The following is a 14,248-nucleotide window of genomic DNA, read 5'->3' as shown; positions in this document are numbered from 1 at the left end:
TATTGTGTAAGAACCTGCCCCATGTAAACCTGGAGATACATCGCGTGTTTCAAAAAGTTGACGCCTACGCCGGCGACCCTATTCTTTCTCTGATGGAACGCTTCAAAGAAGACCCGCGAAGCGACAAAGTCAACCTGAGTATCGGGCTTTACTACAACGATGACGGCATTATCCCGCAGCTGCAGGCGGTGGCGGAAGCGGAAGCACGCCTGAACGCCGAGCCGCATGGCGCCTCGCTGTATCTGCCAATGGAAGGGTTGAGCGGCTACCGTCAGGCGATTGCGCCGCTGCTGTTTGGCGCAGAGCATACCGCGCTTAAGCAAAATCGCATTGCCTCTATTCAGACGGTCGGCGGTTCGGGCGCGCTGAAGGTCGGGGCCGACTTCCTCAAACGTTACTTTCCTGAGTCTCATGTCTGGGTCAGCGATCCGACCTGGGAAAACCACATCGCCATTTTTGAAGGGGCTGGCTTCGAAGTAAGTACTTACCCCTGGTTTGATAAAGCCACCAACGGCGTGCGCTTTGAGGACCTGCTGGCGACGCTGCAAACGCTGCCGGCCCGCGATATTGTGCTGCTGCACCCTTGCTGCCACAACCCGACCGGCGCCGACCTGACGCCAGCCCAGTGGGACCGCGTGGTTGAGGTATTGAAAGCGCGTCAGCTGATCCCCTTCCTCGACATCGCCTACCAGGGCTTTGGCGGGGGGCTGGAAGAGGATGCCTACGCCATTCGCGCCATCGCCAGCGCCGGGATGCCGATGCTGGTCAGCAACTCGTTCTCCAAAATTTTCTCGCTGTACGGGGAGCGCGTCGGCGGTCTGTCCGTGGTCTGTGAAGACAGCGAAACCGCGGGCCGCGTGCTGGGGCAGCTGAAGGCCACCGTGCGCCGCAACTACTCCAGCCCGCCGAGCTTTGGCGCGCAGGTGGTGGCGACGGTGCTGAACGATGCCGGGCTGAAAGCCACGTGGCAGGCGGAAGTGGACGCCATGCGCGCGCACATCCTGACCATGCGCCAGGCGCTGGTCGACGCGCTGCAGCAGGTTGCCCCTGGCAGCAAAGTGGATTACCTGCTCAAGCAGCGCGGGATGTTCAGCTATACCGGATTTAGCGCGGCGCAGGTGGATCGTCTGCGCGACGAGTTTGGCGTCTACCTGATTGCCAGCGGACGCATGTGCGTGGCGGGGTTAAACTCACGTAATGTTCAGCAGGTAGCGAAAGCTTTTGCCGCGGTAATGTAAGCCGCTCTCCAGCAGGTTGTCTCTGCCGGTCAACGGGCAGGGGCAACCCCCCCTCGGATGTGATCATCCTCTTTTTCTATGACATCTGCGCGAAAAAGGCTTTTCATCCATGCCGCCGGCGGGTAAGGTCGGGACGTTGATAAGCATGCACATTATTGAAAACAATAATGATTGATAGATTTAGGGATAAATATGCGCAAACTTACTCTCGCCCTTGCGGCGGCTTCTCTCCTGTTCACGCTGAACAGCGCCGTTGTGGCGCGCGCCTCCACGCCGCAGCCGCTGTGGGTCGGCACCAACGTGGCCCAGCTGGCCGAGCAGGCGCCGATCCACTGGGTTTCGGTGGCGCAAATTGAGAACAGCCTGCTGGGGCGGCCGCCGATGGCCGTCGGCTTTGATATCGATGACACCGTCCTCTTCTCCAGTCCGGGTTTCTGGCGCGGGCAAAAAACCTTCTCTCCCGGCAGCGAAGATTACCTGAAAAACCCGCAGTTCTGGGAAAAAATGAACAACGGCTGGGATGAATTCAGCATGCCGAAAGAGGTGGCGCGCCAGCTGATTGCGATGCATGTGAAGCGCGGGGACAGCATCTGGTTCGTCACCGGCCGCAGCCAGACCAAAACCGAAACCGTTTCTAAAACCCTGCAGGATGATTTTCTCATCCCGGCCGCCAATATGAATCCGGTGATTTTCGCTGGCGATAAGCCTGGCCAAAACACCAAGACCCAGTGGCTGCAGGCGAAGCAGATAAAGGTTTTCTACGGCGATTCGGATAACGATATCACCGCCGCCCGCGAAGCGGGCGCCCGTGGCATCCGCGTGCTGCGGGCCGCCAACTCCTCCTATAAGCCGTTGCCGATGGCTGGCGCGCTGGGCGAGGAAGTAATCGTCAATTCCGAATACTGATGACCGCCTGAACGCGATAAACGGCAGCGACGGCGCTGCCGTTTTTTTATGCAAAATCAGGGGTGGAAGGTTTTACCTTTTCACGTATTGCTGCACACTTAGAAGGATTCATTCGCAAAAGGAGTCAATGATGTGGTATCAGCAAACCCTGACGCTTGGGCCAAAATCCCGCGGTTTTCATCTGGTCACCGACGAAATCCTTGGCCAGATCCGCGGGCTGTCCGGGGTGAAGGTTGGCCTGCTGCACCTCCTGCTCCAGCATACTTCCGCTTCCCTGACGCTCAACGAAAACTGCGATCCCACCGTCCGCTATGACATGGAGCAGTATTTTCTCAACGCCGTACCGGACAATGCGCCGTATGAACATGACTATGAAGGCCCTGACGATATGCCGTCGCACATCAAATCATCGATGCTTGGCGTGTCGCTAATGCTGCCGGTCGAGGACGGGCGCGTCAGGCTGGGAACCTGGCAGGGCATCTGGCTGGGGGAGCATCGGATACACGGCGGTTCGCGGCGCATCGTTGCGACGCTCATGGGGGAATAAAAGATGACAATTTCGGAGTTATTACAGTACTGCATGGCGAAACCGGGAGCAGAGCAGAGCGTCCACAGCGACTGGAAAGCCACGCAGATTAAGGTCTCAGATGTGCTGTTTGCCATGGTGAAGGAGGTTGAGGACCAGCGGCCGGCGGTCGCGCTGAAGGCGAGTCCGGAGCTGGCTGAGCTGCTGCGTCAGCAGCATCGCGATGTCCGGCCCAGCCAGCATCTCAATAAAGCGCACTGGAGCACCGTCTATCTGGATGGCTCGCTGCCGGATTCGCAAATCTACTACCTGGTCGATGCGTCTTATCAGCAGGCGGTGAAAATGCTGCCGGAGCCGGTCCGGCAGCAGCTTACCCGCTAATTATTTCAGCATGGGCTTGAGGAAGCGCGCGGTGTGCGAGGCTTCGCACTCGGCGACGGTTTCCGGCGTACCGGAGACCAGGATTTCGCCGCCGCCGCTGCCGCCTTCCGGGCCGAGATCGACAATCCAGTCGGCAGTTTTAATCACATCGAGGTTGTGCTCAATCACCACGATGGTATTGCCCTGATCGCGCAGCTGGTGCAGCACTTCCAGCAACTGCTGGATATCGGCGAAGTGCAGACCGGTGGTCGGCTCATCGAGGATATACAGCGTCTGGCCGGTACCGCGCTTGGACAACTCGCGCGCCAGCTTCACGCGCTGCGCCTCGCCGCCGGACAGGGTCGTCGCCGACTGGCCAAGGCGGATATAGGTCAGGCCGACGTCCATCAGGGTTTGCAGCTTACGCGCCAGCGCCGGCACGGCATCAAAGAATTCACGCGCCTCTTCAATGGTCATATCCAGCACTTCGTGGATGGTCTTACCCTTGTACTTAATCTCCAGCGTTTCGCGGTTATAGCGTTTGCCTTTGCACTGGTCGCACGGCACGTAGATATCCGGCAGGAAGTGCATTTCGACCTTGATCACTCCATCGCCCTGGCAGGCTTCGCAGCGCCCACCGCGAACGTTAAAGCTAAAGCGCCCCGGCGTATAGCCGCGTGAGCGAGACTCCGGTACGCCGGCGAACAGCTCGCGCACCGGGGTAAACACCCCGGTATAGGTTGCCGGGTTGGAGCGCGGCGTCCGGCCGATCGGGCTCTGGTCGATATCGATCACTTTATCGAAATGTTCCAGCCCCTGGATATCGCGATACGGCGCTGGTTCGGCGATGGTCGCGCCGTTGAGCTGGCGCTGGGCAATCGGGAACAGGGTATCGTTGATCAGCGTGGATTTACCCGAGCCGGAGACGCCGGTGATGCAGGTAAACAGGCCCACTGGCAGGGTGAGCGTTACATCCTTCAGGTTGTTGCCGCGCGCGCCGGTCAGCTTGAGGACTTTCTCCGGGTTGGCGGGCACGCGCTGCTTCGGCACTTCAATTTTGCGTTTACCGCTCATGAACTGCCCGGTCAGGGATTCCGGGACCGCCATAATGGCCTCCAACGGCCCTTCCGCTACTACCTGGCCGCCGTGAACGCCAGCGCCGGGACCGATATCGATCACATGGTCGGCGGCGCGAATGGCGTCTTCGTCGTGCTCAACGACGATCACCGTGTTGCCTAAATTACGCAGGTGGATCAGGGTGCCGAGCAGGCGTTCGTTATCGCGCTGGTGCAGGCCGATAGAGGGTTCATCCAGCACGTACATCACGCCAACCAGCCCGGCGCCAATCTGGCTTGCCAGACGGATACGCTGGGCTTCGCCGCCGGAGAGCGTTTCCGCCGAGCGGGAGAGCGTCAGGTAGTTGAGGCCGACGTTGACGAGGAATTTCAGACGATCGCCAATCTCTTTCAGCACTTTTTCGGCGATTTTCGCCCGCTGTCCGGAGAGCTTCAGATTGTTGAAGAAATCCATCGCATGGCCGATGCTCATATCGGAAATGGTCGGCAGCGGGGTGTTTTCCACAAACACGTGGCGCGCCTCGCGACGCAGACGCGTGCCGTCGCAGCTGGCGCACGGACGGTTGCTGATGAACTTCGCCAGCTCTTCGCGCACCGCGCTGGATTCCGTCTCTTTGTAACGGCGCTCCATGTTATGCAGCACGCCTTCGAACGGATGGCGGCGCACCGAGGTATCCCCGCGGTCATTCATGTATTTGAATTCAATACTTTCTTTACCTGAACCGTACAGCACCACTTTCTGCACGTTGGCGCTGAGGGTGCCCCATGGCGCTTCGACGTCGAATTTATAGTGCTCCGCCAGCGACTTCAACATCTGGAAGTAGTAGAAGTTACGCCGATCCCAGCCGCGGATGGCGCCGCCCGCCAGCGACAGCTCGGGATTTTGCACCACGCGATCGGGATCGAAATATTGCTGCACGCCGAGGCCGTCGCAGGTCGGGCAGGCGCCCGCCGGGTTGTTAAAGGAGAACAGACGCGGCTCCAGCTCGCGCATGCTGTAGCCGCAGATCGGGCAGGCGAAGTTGGCGGAAAACAGCAGTTCTTCCGCTTTCTCATCATCCATATTAGCCACAATGGCGGTCCCGCCGGAGAGCTCCAGCGCGGTTTCAAACGACTCGGCCAGGCGCTGCGCCAGATCGTCGCGCACCTTGAAGCGGTCGATGACTACCTCAATGGTGTGCTTCTTCTGCAGCTCCAGCTTCGGCGGATCCGACAGATCGCAGACCTCGCCGTCGATCCGCGCGCGGATGTAGCCCTGACTGGCGAGGTTTTCCAGGGTTTTAGTGTGCTCGCCTTTGCGCTCTTTAATAATGGGCGCCAGCAGCATCAGGCGCAGGCCTTCCGGCTGGGCGAGGACATTATCGACCATCTGACTGACGGTTTGCGCCGCCAGCGGCACGTCGTGATCCGGACAGCGCGGTTCGCCGACGCGGGCGTACAGCAGACGCAGATAGTCGTGAATTTCGGTAATAGTACCCACCGTCGAGCGGGGGTTGTGAGAGGTTGATTTCTGTTCGATGGAAATCGCCGGCGACAGCCCTTCGATATGGTCGACGTCCGGCTTCTCCATCAGCGACAGGAACTGTCGCGCATAGGCGGAGAGCGATTCGACGTAGCGACGCTGGCCTTCGGCATACAGGGTGTCGAAAGCGAGTGAAGATTTGCCAGACCCGGAAAGCCCGGTGACGACAATGAGTTTGTCGCGCGGGATAACGAGGTTGATGTTTTTGAGATTATGGGTGCGGGCGCCCCGAACTTCGATCTTATCCATTCACCTTTCCCGGTAGGTAGATACACGGATTGCCTGGTTTGCTTGAAGGACAAACGGCAGAAACGGCTAATTATGACACAATTTAACCTGAATGAATATACAGTATCGGAATGCAAATTCGGGTCGAGTGTGCAACAATGTCGTAGCCGGGTACTATCTCTGGAATCAGCCTCGCAGCTATTAAAATGCTACGTGGAAATGGTACACTCGCGCGTTTACACTATTAAGAAACGTATTCAGGAGACACGAACATGGCCAGCAGAGGCGTAAACAAGGTGATTCTCGTCGGTAATCTGGGGCAGGACCCGGAAGTACGCTACATGCCAAGTGGCGGCGCTGTCGCCAACTTCACGCTGGCAACTTCCGAATCCTGGCGTGACAAGCAGACCGGCGAAATGAAAGAGCAGACCGAGTGGCACCGCGTTGTGCTGTTCGGCAAACTGGCGGAAGTCGCTGGTGAGTATCTGCGTAAAGGCTCACAGGTGTACATTGAAGGCCAGCTGCGTACCCGCAAGTGGACCGATCAATCCGGTCAGGACAAATACACCACCGAAGTGGTGGTGAACGTGGGCGGCACCATGCAGATGCTGGGCGGCCGTCAGGGCGGCGGCGCACCGGCAGGCGGCGGCCAGCAGCAGGGCGGTTGGGGTCAGCCGCAGCAGCCGCAGGGCGGCAACCAGTTCAGCGGCGGCGCGCAGTCCCGTCCGCAGCAGCAGGCCCCGGCAGCGCCTTCCAACGAACCGCCGATGGACTTCGACGACGACATCCCGTTCTAAGGCTTGCCTTAGGCGCACTGTCTGCGCAGTCGAAAGCAGAAAGCCCCGGTTTCGCCGGGGCTTTTTCTTTGTTATTCCTGCACCGTCATTTCAGGATGGAATTTGACCTACGGTAACGAGCGATTCAGATGACGGGCACCTGAGCGGTGGCGGCTGTCGCCACGCTGGGCTGCGGTTTGGCTGGCTGCGCTACCGGCTCCTGCCGCGGTACGGCCGTCGCTTTCTGTTTGCGGGCCATGTCATCGACGATCAGCCGATAGGCGATGTAATACTTATAGATATTGCTGACGTAGGTTACCGTCTCGGCGCCAATTTTTTCTGCCGCCATATTTTCGACGTTACCGAACCAGACGTTCGGGTCAAATCCTCGCTGTTTAGTCATGGTGCGCAGGCGGGCGATACGCGCCGGACCCGCGTTATAGGAGGCAAAGGTAAACAGCGCTTTATCGAGCCGGGTCATGGGCTCATCGGCATAGTACCGATCCATCATCCAGCGCATGTATTTCACGCCGGCATGGATATTGGGATCCAGCTGTTTAATATCGCCCACCTTCAGCTCTTTTCCAGTGCTGGGCATCACCTGCATAACGCCGATGGCGCCGACGTGGCTCCGTACCGACTGATTCAGCCGCGACTCCTGGTATCCCTGGGCCGCCATCAGCAGCCAGTCGACGTCGTAACGATCGCCGTACTTGCGGAAGACATCTACCATCGCGAGGAATTTGCGTCGTTCCTTACTCGCCGCGGCATTTTTGACATATTTAGCATTTTTCAGGTAACGCAGCAGGAGAGTATTGCCCAGCGTGGTGCCCTGACGATTCTTTTTGACGAAGTTGTTCAGTACCGTCAGCAGCTGCGGGCTGTCTTTGCGTACCGCCCAGGCAATGTCGCCGCCGTCGCGCAGCACCACATTGTCATGGACCTGAATTTTTGGAAACACCTGTTTCCAGAACAACGCTTTATGCTGATCGACGACGATCAGCGGAATCAGCCCGGCGTTGAGCATTTCCAGCAGATCTTCATCCTCCAGCGCTTCCGGCGCCGCCTCCAGTATCACCGGTGGGCGCGACTCACCGGCAAATCGGGCGTTCAGCGCTTGCAGGCTGTCGTAATAGCTGGAGGAGCGGCGAACAAAGACGGTTTGACCAGAGAGTTGCTCCAGGCTGTCGACCTTCGGTGAAGCCGGGCCGGAGATCAGTAATTCTTTCACGTTGCTGTAGAGCGGCTGGGCGAAATCGACCTGTGCTTCCCGCGAGGGCGTGATAGTCAGATTGGCAGCCGCAATATCGCCTTTACCTTCATTAAGCGCGATAAAGAGATTGTCCCGACTGACCGGCACAAAAACGATATGCAGCTTCAGGTGGCGCTGTTTGAGCTTTTTATCCTTCGCTAGCTGTTTATTCAGCTCGTTTTCCAGCGCGATAAAAATGTCGTGCGTCGCCCCGCGCTGGGTGCCTTTATCAATAAAAAAGAAGGTCTTGCTGTAGGTGGTTAATACCCGAATGGTACGACGGTCGATCATGCCAGGCAAATCGCCTCTCCATGGCCGTAGCATATCGTCGATATGAATCGATAGCGTGTTGTCTTCGGCTGCTGCCGGCGGCGCTTTTTCCGCCTCTACTGCCGGCAGCAGAGGAGCGAATAACAGTGTCGCGAGGCAGGTGAGCCAGGCGATAAACAGACGTGATAGCGAGTAGGCGTTCATGGAGGAATACTCCGCAGGGGATGTGATTATTTTAGCAGAACGGCCGCCGTTAGCCGGGCACGACAAGGGCGTAAAAAACATAACGATGCCGACAAATAGTTTTCTCCCATTTTATCGCTTACTATTAATGTGTTTTTATCTTTAATTTAACTATGGAGATAATATGGAAAAAATGTGTGTTTTTAATGATAAATAGAAAATAATGATGATGTTTTTATTTTATTTCTCCCCATCTGTTTTGTTGTAACCTTTTGATTGTTGGTGTTTATTTTATTTTTCTCCGATATTGATTATTATCATCTTGATAATGAATCTCATTTTTATTACCGTAACACGGCACATTACTCTAATGACACGCTGTCTGGATTACGCTATCAAAGAATAGCGCGCAGCGCTTTTTCTCTAATGATGAAACAGGGTACTTAATTTTATTATGCCTCACGCTTTTTTTTATTCCCATTAATGCCGGGAAGGCGCTGACCTGCGCCAAAATCTGGCGACGCGCTGAGGCAAGTATTTTATCCCATTGTTTTTTCAATTGGGGAAGGCGTTATGCCCGACAGCAACAGAAAACAGGGCATATTCTATGAAATACACGTCTCACTTCCCGCTGGGGATCGTCATTCCTCTGCTCGCCTGTAGCGTGCCGCTGCAGGCGGCAGAGAACATGACCGAACAATCGACGCCTGACGAGAGCGCCGCCACTGCCGAAAATCACGAGGAGACGATGGTCATAACCGCCGCCAGGCAGAACCTGCAGGCGCCGGGCGTGTCGACCATCACCGCAGAAGAGATCCGCAAACATCCCCCCGCCCGCGATGTGTCGGAGTTAATTCGTACGCAGCCCGGGGTAAACCTGACCGGCAACTCCACCAGCGGGCAGCGCGGCAACAACCGGCAAATTGATATCCGTGGCATGGGGCCCGAGAATACGCTGGTGCTGGTCGATGGTAAACCGGTGACCAGCCGTAACTCGGTGCGGTATGGCTGGCGCGGCGATCGTGACTCCCGCGGCGATACCAGTTGGGTGCCAGCGGAGATGATCGATCATATCGATGTGATCCGCGGCCCGGCGGCGGCGCGCTATGGTAATGGCGCGATGGGCGGGGTCGTCAACATCGTGACCAAACCGACCACGCGAGAATGGCACGGGTCGTGGAATACCTATATGAATGCTCCGCAGCACCGTAAAGAAGGGGCGACGAAACGTACTAACTTTAGCCTCAATGGTCCGCTGTCGGACAGTGTCAGCTTCAATCTCTGGGGTAATCTGAGTAAAACCCAGGCCGATGCACAGGATATTAACGCCGGGCATGAAGCGGAACGTACCGGTTCCTACGCCGGTTCTTATCCCGCCGGACGTGAAGGGGTGGTGAACAAAGATATTCACAGTAAGCTGCGCTGGGAGTTTGCCCCGATGCAGGCCCTGGAGTTTGAGGCCGGTTACAGCCGCCAGGGTAATCTCTATGCCGGCGACACACAAAACACCAATACCAGTACGCTGGTGAAGAGTATGTACGGGAAAGAGACCAACCGTCTCTACCGGCAAACTTACGGCGTAACATGGACCGGCGGCTGGGATAATGGCGTGACCAGCAACAGCTATGCCCAGTACGAACACACCCGTAACTCGCGAATGGATGAAGGGCTGGCGGGCGGTACGGAAGGGATCTTCTCCAGTAGCGAGTTTTCAGATATCGATCTGGCCGATGTCCTGCTACATAGTGAAGTGAATATTCCGTTTACGCTGGGGGTCGATCAGAATCTGACGCTGGGGACAGAATGGAATCAGCAGCGGATGAAAGATGGCGTATCGACAACCCAGGCGCTCTCTTACGGCACTATCGATGGCGTATCGGCTACCGGTCGTAGCCCGTACACCAGCGCCGAGATCTTCTCGCTGTTTACCGAAGATAATATGGCGCTAACGGACAGCACCATGCTGACACCCGCTCTGCGCTTCGATCACCACAGCATCGTCGGCAATAACTGGAGTCCCTCACTGAACCTGTCCCAAGAGCTGACAGACGACTGGACGCTGAAGCTGGGCATTGCCCGTGCTTACAAGGCGCCTAACCTCTACCAGTTGAACCCGAACTATATTCTCTACAGCAACGGTCAAGGCTGTTACGCCAGTAGTTCCGCCTGCTATCTGATGGGGAATAGCGATCTGAAAGCGGAGACCAGCGTTAATAAAGAGATTGGTCTTGAGTACAAGCATGATGGCTATCAGGCGGGGATCACCTGGTTCCGTAACGACTATCACAATAAGATTGAGTCAGGGTATGCGGCGGTGGGTACCGCCAGCAACGGCACCACCAATATCTATCAGTGGGAAAACGTACCAAAGGCGTTAGTGGAAGGCCTGGAAGGAACGCTGAATCTGCCGGTGGGGGAGGCGGTTAACTGGAGCAATAACCTGACCTGGATGCTGCAGAGCAAGAATAAGACGACAGGCGACCGGCTGTCAGTGATCCCGCAGTTTACCCTGAACTCGACCCTAAGCTGGCAGGTTCGTGAAGATCTCTCCCTGCAGAGCACCTTTACCTGGTATGGCCGACAGAAACCAAAACGCTTCAATTATAAGGGCGAGGCGGTCAGCGGCAGCGAACTAAACGAAGTCAGCCCATACAGCATTGTCGGCCTCAGTGCGACCTGGGATGTGAACAAAAATCTGAGCTTCACCAGCGGGATAGATAACCTGTTTGATATTCGCCACTACCGGGCAGGGAATGCGCAAACGACCGGCAACGCGACGACGGGAGCTTATCTGTATGGCGCGGGTGCCGAGACCTATAACGAATCGGGGCGGACCTTCTTTATGAGCGTTAATACTCATTTCTGATGATCCTGATAAGGAGTAAACCGGGTGCAACGCGACCCGGTTTTTTTATTTCAGATGAGAGCGGAGGAGGCGGTTATAAATCGTGACAAAATCTTCACGCCCTCTACATTATTAGCTCAACATATCCTTTTATACTGATTTCCGTCGCGCAAGGTCGTTGATCCCGACCGGGTTCGATAATAGCATCCTGCTATTTCCCTTCTGTAATATCCCCTGTCCCCCTTCCATTCCCAACCGCAGCGATGCGGAGGAGGGGGACCTCCTTATTTTTGCCGCGTGATCTGATAGCGATACTGAGTGGGCGTGAGCGCATGATATTTTTTGAAGGTACGATTAAACGCACTGAGATCGTCATAACCGACCATCATACAAATATCGACGATTCGGTAACCAGGCGTTGTCAGTAATAAACGGCAACACAGCGACATGCGCTGCTGGCGGATATATTCCATTGGCGAACGATCAAAATAATGACGGAAGAGCCGAAACAAATGCCAGGGGGAATAACCAGAGATATCGCTCAGATCGTCGACGGTCAGTTTCTTATCCAGATTATTATCGATCCACAAGAGCAGGTCGCTTAATACCGATTGCTGGAGCGTTTTGCTACGCATAATTGCGGCCAATCCCATAACGCAGGGCTCCCCAATGAGGAGCCCTGGGGTTTATTGAACAGTGAGTGTGCCGTGGCGAACCTGATAATTTTTTTGATTATCAGGGCCAATATAGTCGCTGGCGGGTTTTGCCAGCTGCAGATGACCAAAGGCGGTTGTTTGCTCTGCATGATAATTTTCGCCGTCATTCACGTCGCCGCGCCCGTTATAACGGGCAATGGCCGGGAAGGGATACACCGGACGAGTCGCGATAACAGCTGGAGCGGCGTCAGCGTAAGGCTGACTGACTTTCTGCACGCCGTGAAACTGCGTTTGCGCATCTGGTTTTTCTGTCATCGGCGGCAGGTCGGCAGCGGCTGTTGCCCGTTTGCCGGCCATGATCTCCTGCGGGGCGATGCCTTCCTCGGTCCAGCGCATCAGCGGGGTAAGGAGATCAATTTGATCGTAACCTTCGCCATTACCGCAATGGGCTACCCCAGGCAGCAGGAATAACCGCAGGAAGGTATCCGTTGCGGCATGGCCCATTTCTGCTTCTACGCCGCGATAATAGGCGATAGAAAAGGCCGGGCTGACGGAGTCATCGGCCAGACCGTGCCAGAGGATAAGCTTGCCGCCGCGCTGTTGATAGGCATGAAGATTGGTATTTGCCGCGTTATAGAGCGGCGCCAGTTGGGCGACGGCGTCAAAATTCTGCTGGTTAAGCGGGAAATCCCGCATCGATTGGATCTTCTGTTTTTCTCCTGGCAGGAGCACGGATTGCAGAGCCGGTAGTACCATCATTTCCGACATTGAGTGGCCGGTCGGCGTCTCGGGCACCGGCCAGCGTAGCTCGGAACCCAGCGGCAGACCGCCCGCGACGAACTGGGCGCCGTGGCTGTCGTAAGCGCCGCGGTAGAGCTTTTTCACCACCTCGATCTCTTCCTGCGTCAGGCAGGTAGAACGGTCCCGAGCATCGGCAGGACAGCGGGGGAGCCATGACTCAGAGAACTGACAGGCATACGGATTTTGCAGGATACCATCCTGCACGCCGGAAAGCGTCGGGCAGTGAGCCAGCACGGCCTGGTGAATCAGAGGAAGGCGATTTTTCAGCAGGATAGCGGTACCGTCCGGGCGCTGATTGGCGGCCACATTCCAGCCGTGGAAGAAGGAGTTCTGAAACTGGAAAAAGGCCGCTGGCGCGCCAGCGCTGATACCGTCAAAATCCTGCGGAAAGCGCTGCGCTTCCATCAATGCTTCGCGACCGCCGTCTGAGCAGCCCATAAAGTAGGCATACTTTGGCGGCTGGCGGTAAAGCGTCTGCATCACCGCTTTGGCCAGCACGGCGGTCAGGTGGTTGGCGCGCCAGGCAAAATCGATGCGCTTTTGCGGATCTTCGGCCCATGACGCATCCATCATACTGCCATGGTGCCCCATATCGGTTGCTGCCACCACAAACTCGCCGTTCATTGCCGGCAGGCAGCCGCTGGCATTCGACAGACTCAGGTTAATACTCCCGCACAGTCCGCCACAGCCGACCTGCAAAAAACGTTGACTCCAGCGTTGAGTCGGCAGGGCAATCTGCACGCCAATCTCAGGGGCGATAGTGGCGCTCACCTTGCACCAGCTTCCCTGCGCGGAGGTCTGCATTTCAGTGTGATTGATAGTGACCTTTGCGCCAACGGCCGCGCTGAAGTCGGTAGCGCTTAGCGCATCGCATGTCAGCGCGGGAAGAACGATCGGCAGACTGGCGACAGCCTGTGTGGGTGAAGCGAACGATAACCCGAAGAGGGCGCAGAGGATGATGGGCAAGATTGTCTTGAGTAAGCGTGTCATACGCAGTTCCCTGTGGCTGATGATGGGAGGCGGCAGGATGGCGAAACCTATGCCTCACCTTCCCTGGCGAGGCGCCACTGCTTGGCTATTGTAGATAACGATAGACTTTCCTTGATGCCTTGATAAGGCGACCCTACTGTATTCTGCTATTTTGAGGAAAATATGGAGATGTTTGCCAACGGCGTCTGGCGGTGAATTCGGGGTAGAATGTTGTGATATCAGTTGCATAATTTATTCAATTTCTCTTCATTAAATCTGCTGGGTTGCAGGTTATTTTTCTCCCTGTTCCTGGTGATCCCAGAGAGCATCATTCCTAACGAGATCCTTCTCCCTTTCCATTAATAAGAAAGGGGGCTTTTTATTAATAAAACGTTCAGGCAAATCTAAATATAGTACTGGTGTTGGCCATTAGAACAATGCGCTTCAGAAAAAGTTCCATCATTAAATATATTTTTAAAGATGCTTTAATATCCATTTTTTCTCCATTTTGTCGCCATAATTGCATGTAATTCTGCGCCTCGCTCAGGTTATTTTCTGTCGCATATTTTAGAGATGCATCCTGAACAAATAAGCTCAACGCCAGCAGGACACTGCTATTGCTCATTATCTCGTAGACGAC

Annotated in this window: 11 protein-coding genes; 6 read left to right on the top strand and 5 right to left on the bottom strand. The window is 56.0% G+C overall.

Going from position 1 to position 14,248, the window contains the following annotated elements:
• Positions 1–44: 44 nt before the first annotated feature.
• From tyrB to KHQ23_RS07450, 4 genes are all read left to right on the top strand, one after another.
• Positions 45–1,238, top strand: a complete 1,194-nt coding sequence (gene tyrB / locus KHQ23_RS07465; RefSeq protein ID WP_009485000.1) for an aromatic amino acid transaminase — start codon at positions 45–47, stop codon at positions 1,236–1,238.
• A 192-nt stretch (positions 1,239–1,430) separates the two neighbouring features.
• Entirely contained in the window at positions 1,431–2,144 is a 714-nt protein-coding gene (gene aphA, locus KHQ23_RS07460; RefSeq protein WP_004151745.1) for an acid phosphatase AphA, read from the top strand.
• A 130-nt stretch (positions 2,145–2,274) separates the two neighbouring features.
• Positions 2,275–2,691, top strand: a complete 417-nt coding sequence (locus KHQ23_RS07455; RefSeq protein WP_002884951.1) for a secondary thiamine-phosphate synthase enzyme YjbQ — start codon at positions 2,275–2,277, stop codon at positions 2,689–2,691.
• Between the two features lie 3 nt (positions 2,692–2,694).
• A complete protein-coding gene (locus KHQ23_RS07450; RefSeq protein WP_002884953.1) occupies positions 2,695–3,051 on the top strand; it encodes an MmcQ/YjbR family DNA-binding protein in 357 nt (118 codons plus the stop codon).
• Here KHQ23_RS07450 and uvrA read toward each other — a convergent pair whose 3' ends face one another.
• Positions 3,052–5,877: an excinuclease ABC subunit UvrA gene (uvrA, locus tag KHQ23_RS07445; protein ID WP_004146620.1), complete on the bottom strand. Its 2,826-nt coding sequence runs from the start codon at positions 5,875–5,877 to the stop codon at positions 3,052–3,054.
• Between the two features lie 251 nt (positions 5,878–6,128).
• Here uvrA and ssb1 point away from each other — a divergent pair, with 251 nt between their 5' ends.
• A complete protein-coding gene (gene ssb1, locus KHQ23_RS07440) occupies positions 6,129–6,653 on the top strand; it encodes a single-stranded DNA-binding protein SSB1 (protein WP_004151744.1) in 525 nt (174 codons plus the stop codon).
• Positions 6,654–6,777: 124 nt separating this feature from the next.
• Here the strand turns inward: ssb1 and KHQ23_RS07435 are convergent, their stop codons facing one another.
• Positions 6,778–8,358 (bottom strand): lytic transglycosylase F, encoded by a 1,581-nt coding sequence (locus tag KHQ23_RS07435; protein ID WP_002885017.1) that lies wholly within the window; start codon positions 8,356–8,358, stop codon positions 6,778–6,780.
• 586 nt (positions 8,359–8,944) lie between these two features.
• Here KHQ23_RS07435 and KHQ23_RS07430 point away from each other — a divergent pair.
• On the top strand, positions 8,945–11,203 hold the full coding sequence (locus KHQ23_RS07430) for a TonB-dependent siderophore receptor (RefSeq protein WP_032433349.1): 2,259 nt from the start codon (positions 8,945–8,947) through the stop codon (positions 11,201–11,203).
• A 263-nt stretch (positions 11,204–11,466) separates the two neighbouring features.
• On the opposite strand, the gene KHQ23_RS07425 is transcribed toward KHQ23_RS07430, so the two are convergent.
• The 3 genes from KHQ23_RS07425 to KHQ23_RS07415 form a co-directional block, all read right to left on the bottom strand.
• On the bottom strand, positions 11,467–11,835 hold the full coding sequence (locus KHQ23_RS07425; RefSeq protein ID WP_002885023.1) for a helix-turn-helix transcriptional regulator: 369 nt from the start codon (positions 11,833–11,835) through the stop codon (positions 11,467–11,469).
• 33 nt (positions 11,836–11,868) lie between these two features.
• Positions 11,869–13,629 (bottom strand): tannase/feruloyl esterase family alpha/beta hydrolase, encoded by a 1,761-nt coding sequence (locus KHQ23_RS07420; RefSeq protein WP_004152934.1) that lies wholly within the window; start codon positions 13,627–13,629, stop codon positions 11,869–11,871.
• Positions 13,630–14,002: 373 nt separating this feature from the next.
• Positions 14,003–14,233 (bottom strand): potassium:proton antiporter, encoded by a 231-nt coding sequence (locus tag KHQ23_RS07415; protein ID WP_004146634.1) that lies wholly within the window; start codon positions 14,231–14,233, stop codon positions 14,003–14,005.
• Between the last annotated feature and the right edge of the window lie 15 nt (positions 14,234–14,248).

The sequence above is a fragment of the Klebsiella sp. 64 genome (assembly GCF_018223915.1).
Lineage (GTDB): Bacteria > Pseudomonadota > Gammaproteobacteria > Enterobacterales > Enterobacteriaceae > Klebsiella > Klebsiella pneumoniae.
The sequence above is the reverse complement of the archived record's forward strand: the minus strand, read 5'-3'. Positions and strand labels throughout refer to the sequence as shown.